The sequence below is a fragment of the Natronospira sp. genome (assembly GCF_007134575.1).
Taxonomy (GTDB): Bacteria; Pseudomonadota; Gammaproteobacteria; order Natronospirales; family Natronospiraceae; genus Natronospira; species Natronospira elongata.
Genome location: NZ_SLKM01000002.1, coordinates 1 through 3,020 on the forward strand (window position 1 = coordinate 1; position 3,020 = coordinate 3,020).

Annotated in this window: 3 protein-coding genes; 1 reads left to right on the forward strand and 2 read right to left on the reverse strand. The window is 64.3% G+C overall.

Going from position 1 to position 3,020, the window contains the following annotated elements; translation table 11 throughout:
* On the forward strand, positions 1-672 hold a 672-nt coding region (locus ACJWXQ_RS00030), incomplete at its 5' end, for a PQQ-binding-like beta-propeller repeat protein (RefSeq protein ID WP_406671888.1).
* Positions 673-714: 42 nt separating this feature from the next.
* Here ACJWXQ_RS00030 and ACJWXQ_RS00035 read toward each other — a convergent pair.
* Both ACJWXQ_RS00035 and pgi read right to left on the reverse strand, forming a co-directional pair.
* The gene (locus tag ACJWXQ_RS00035) at positions 715-1,470 is read right to left on the reverse strand and encodes a hypothetical protein (protein WP_346052408.1); all 756 of its coding nucleotides are present in this window, start codon (positions 1,468-1,470) and stop codon (positions 715-717) included.
* A partial coding sequence (pgi, locus tag ACJWXQ_RS00040; protein ID WP_406671889.1) for a glucose-6-phosphate isomerase occupies positions 1,467-3,020 on the reverse strand: 1,554 nt, incomplete at its 5' end. The genes ACJWXQ_RS00035 and pgi, both read right to left, overlap by 4 nt.

A 3,020-nucleotide genomic window follows, 5' to 3' on the forward strand; every position in this document is an offset into this window, starting at 1 on the left:
CAAGCCACCGACCTGGGCATCGTGGTGGCCGATGTATCCGGCCGGGTGAGCCTGCTCGACCGGGACGATGGGCACCGATACTGGCGCACCGACACGGGCGGCTCCATTCATGCCGCTGCCGCCGAAGGTGACGGGCGGGTATTTGTGGGCACCAGCCGCGGCCGCATCGTGGGCCTGGACCTGGGCAGCGGCGAGGAGCGCTGGGAATACCAGACAGATGAAGCGGTCTACGGGGGCGTCGCGATTCAGGGGCAATTCGGCTTTTTCGGCGATCTCAATGGCCGGGTCAGATCCCTGTTTCTCAGCGTCGGGGTGGAAAACTGGCATTTTGACACGGCCGCCGACATCGGCGCGCCACTGGCGGTGGACGGTGATGAGATCTTCGTGGCGGATCGCAGTGGCCGGATCTATGCCCTGCGCGAGGACCTGGGTCTGCGCATCTGGCAACGCCGGGTCGCCGATCACTGGATCAGCGCCGGACCGGTGCTGGGCGGCAATGGACTCTTGGTGGCCGCCCGCGACGGCAGCCTCACCGCCCTCGACAAAGGTGACGGCAGCGTGCTCTGGCGCCTGGAAACCGGGGACAGCCTGGGGGCGTCACCACTGGTTTTGCCAGGGCGGCGCATCGCTCTGGTCACCCGGTCGGGCGAGCTGATCATGCTCGGGCCCTGAAGGCGTTTAGGAAACCTCTGACCAGAGGTTCCTTAGAAACGCTTAAGCAAGACGCCGTCCGGCAATGGCATCACGGGCAAAGGCCCGCATCCGGAAGGTCCGGCTCCAGCTGCGTCCGGCACCGTGAAAATGCACCAGCGGGGCATTGGGCAGGCAGTAATGTCCCTTCGGGTCACGGCGGGGAAACCACATGAGTCCCCTGACCATGGACACCGGCAGTGCCGCTCGCAGCATGGCCGCGTTCAAGCCGGGCTGGTCAAAGCCTTCGCCTTCACGATCGGCGCAGTCATCCACGATCCCTTCCCAGACATCCAGAAACCCCTGGATCAGATCGCCGCGGGCGGCAAAGAAGCCGCTATTGACCCCCAGGCTGCGACCACCGTGCTCGGCCAGTTCGGCGGGCTCCAGACAGCGGCAACACAAGCCCATGTCCACGGTCTGCGCGATGTCGTCGGTGCAGACCATGCCACCGGCATCCAGGGGCTCGGCAATGCGCTCCACGATGGGACCCCGGCTGACCAGATCGGCATCAAAGAACATCACCCGGTGATAGGCAGCCAGATCCACGAAACGGCCCACCCGGAATTTGAGACGCTTGGGCTGGGCCAGCAGATCGGGATCGTCCACGACGACCACCCGCACGTTCCCGGGCATGCGCATGGGCTTGTCAGTAAACAGGACCACGTCACCGTGGAACTGGCCGGGTCCCAGAAGGCTGTCCACGGCCGCCCGCGCCGCCATGCGATAACGGCGGTGTCCCATGGCAATCAGATAGGCCAGATCCCGGCTGCTCGTCACGACGGGGGCTCCCAGTGGCTGCGGATCCATTGCGCTGCCGCCTCGGCAATGGGGTCTTCGGCAAGGGCGTCTGCATCGGCCAACACCGATTCCATCCTGCCCGCCAGGGTCTTGCCCAGTTCCACCCCCATTTGATCAAAGGGGTTGATCCCGAACAGCAAGGCCTGCACGAAGACCCGGTGCTCATATAGAGCGATCAATGCACCCAGACGCACCGGCGACAGCCGGTCCATCAGCACCAGGGTGCTGGGTCGATTGCCCTTGAAGCTTTTCTGCGGCACCAGCCTTCTGATGGTATCAGTATCCATGCCCTGCTGCCGAAGTTCCGCTTCCACCTGCTCAGGAGACTTGCCAGTGGCCAGGGCTTCGGCCTGAGCCAGACAATTGGACAGAAGGATTCGATGCCCCTCCCAATCCGCCGTCGACTCGCCTTGGGGGCAGGCACTGGCAATGAAGTCCACCGGTACCGGCAACGGTCCCTGATGCAACATCTGGAAAAAGGCGTGCTGGGCATCGGTGCCTGTGCCGCCAAGCAGGACCGGTCCGGTCTGACCCTCGATCATCTGCCCGCGCTGATTGGCCCCCTTGCCGTTGCTCTCCATGACCAACTGCTGCAGGTAGGCGGGAAGAAGACGTAGGCGATCGCTGTAGGGCACCACCGCCCAGGCCGACCAGCCAAAAGCTCGAATGGACTGCACGTCGAGCAGACCCAGCATCAGGGGGGCATTGACCGCATCCTCGGCTTCCAGAAAATGACGATCCATGGCTGCGGCCCCGGCCAGCATTTCCCGGAATCGCGGCATACCCAGATGAATGGCAGCCGCCAGGCCGGCCGCTGACCAGACCGAAAAACGCCCCCCCACCCAGTCCCAGAAACGGAACAGCCGGGTTTCGTCGATTCCGAATTCATTGACCCGCCGAGCATTGGCGGAAACGGCGACAAAATGATCGGCAACGGCGTTCTCGCCAAGCGCGGCGACCAGCCACTCCCGGGCTCGACGGGCATTGACCATGGTCTCGCGGCTGGTGAAGGTCTTGGAGACCACGACCAGGAGGGTCGTTTCAGGGTCCAGCTCATCCATGACCCGGTGATACTGGGCCGGATCCACATTGGAGAGAAAATGCACCCGGGGTGCGCCCTCGGCGGCAGGCAGGGCCTGAGTCACCACCTCCGGGCCAAGGTGGGAGCCGCCGATGCCAATATTGACCACGTTCCTGAAGGGTTTGCCAGTGGCACCAAGCCGATCGTCGTCACGCAGGGCGGCGACAAAATTCTCGATACGCTCAAGTTCGGCCCTGACCTGGGTGGAGACCACTTCCCCCTCCACCTGCCAATCCCGTTCCCCGGCACCGCGCAGAGCCATGTGCATGGCCGCGCGCTGCTCGCTCTCATTGACCCGTTCGCCATTGAACAGCTTGCGGCGGGCCTCATGAAAGCCGGCCTCAGCGGCAAGGCTTAGCAGCACGCCCCGACTGTGCTCATCCAGGAACTGTCGCGACCAGTCGATGCGCAGACCGGCGGCCTCGACCCGGCAATTCGGACGCGCGTC